Here is a 1,280-nt window from a genome sequence, read left to right as displayed (position 1 = left end):
TGATGTATAGCGATTTGATTTTTTCATAGTTCCAGTTTCTCAAGTTATTGAGTCTCTGGCAAACACGGGGCGATTCATATTCAGGTTATCTAGTACTTGAACATGTCCTTCTGACAATGTAATTATTGGGTATCGATCATATGAGTCTATATCAGCAGTGATATTGGCGGAATGCAACCGATTCAAAACAGTTTCAGCCTCAGAAAATAGCGCCATTGCAATTGTTTCATCCGATTCACTACAAGCTAATACAATTCTTTGTAATGCTAATGCGTGTTCGATTTGAGGGGATTCAGGAAAAGCCTGTTGAGCTATTCTAAGTTTTTCATAGGCAGCCTCATTTTCGTCAAATGAACGCAAAGCAAGCCCATATTGCATTAAGAATAACCCTTCATTTTCGAAGGCTTTTTCAAAGCTCTCATAAATCGATAGTACCCTCTCTTTATCATTTTGCATTATACGTTTTAAAGATTTAGCATTTACAAGATGTTTATATATTGTAAATTCACTTTTACTAATATTTCTGACAATTGGAAAGTCATATACTGAAAACGCATCTACATAAGCAATAATTATATTTAATAAATATTCTTGCGGGACAAATAAATTAAATAGCTTCTCTATATAAATTCTATGCCTAGTTGTTACATTTCCGTTAGAGTAATGAACAAGGCCATCCATCATTTGGGCTAATTTATAAACATTTGGGTTTAAACCAAGAAAAGATAGCGCTCTAGATAATGTTGCTTCGTGAGCTGGAACTCTTTGAGTGGTTGCTAATCCAGCAAGCATCAATAGAGCTTTTTCTGAATCACAAGTAATGCTTCCAAAATCTCTTTGAATTATTTTGTTATATCCCTCACCTGAAGTTGATTCAATCAAACCGATAAGTAATTGTTTTTTAGCCTTCTTAAGTAATTCTAGTTTTCTTTTATTGAGAGGTAGCTTTGATAAGCGAGTCCAATTGCCATGCAATTTTAATTTATCTAAAATTGGTTCTGCATCAAGGTCATTGATTTGTGAAACATCTAAAGAACTTGATACATGCTCCTCTAAATGAAATTTTCCTCTAGTATTCCAGATTTTTAAATTCTCTGAGCTTATAAATATTGCTTTTGAAGATTTTGACGATTTAAGAAGCTCACTTAATTCAAAAGTAACACCGCCAACTCTCTCAATAAATACATAATAAGGCTTGTCATTTCCCCCCTGTGTCAGGATAGTTGTCGCCTCTAACATTTAGCAGAGGCAAATAAAATGAGACGTCAATTTACACAAGA

1 protein-coding gene is annotated in these 1,280 nt (G+C 33.8%); it reads right to left on the bottom strand.

The genetic code is table 11. The features are described from left to right. Positions 1-39 precede the first annotated feature (39 nt). Complete coding sequence (locus AAEY57_RS19170; protein ID WP_350608571.1) at positions 40-1,239, bottom strand: hypothetical protein; 1,200 nt, start codon at positions 1,237-1,239, stop codon at positions 40-42. Positions 1,240-1,280: the final 41 nt, after the last annotated feature.

Source organism: Pseudoalteromonas sp. MER144-MNA-CIBAN-0113 (assembly GCF_040308965.1).
In the GTDB taxonomy this organism is placed as follows: Bacteria; Pseudomonadota; Gammaproteobacteria; order Enterobacterales; family Alteromonadaceae; genus Pseudoalteromonas; species Pseudoalteromonas tetraodonis.
The sequence above is the reverse complement of the archived record's forward strand: the minus strand, read 5'-3'. Positions and strand labels throughout refer to the sequence as shown.

What these genes read in the sequence shown, in the direction of transcription:
- AAEY57_RS19170 (WP_350608571.1), bottom strand. Translation starts at nt 1,239, where the DNA reads ATGTTAGAGGCGACAACTATCCTGACACAGGGGGGAAATGACAAGCCT.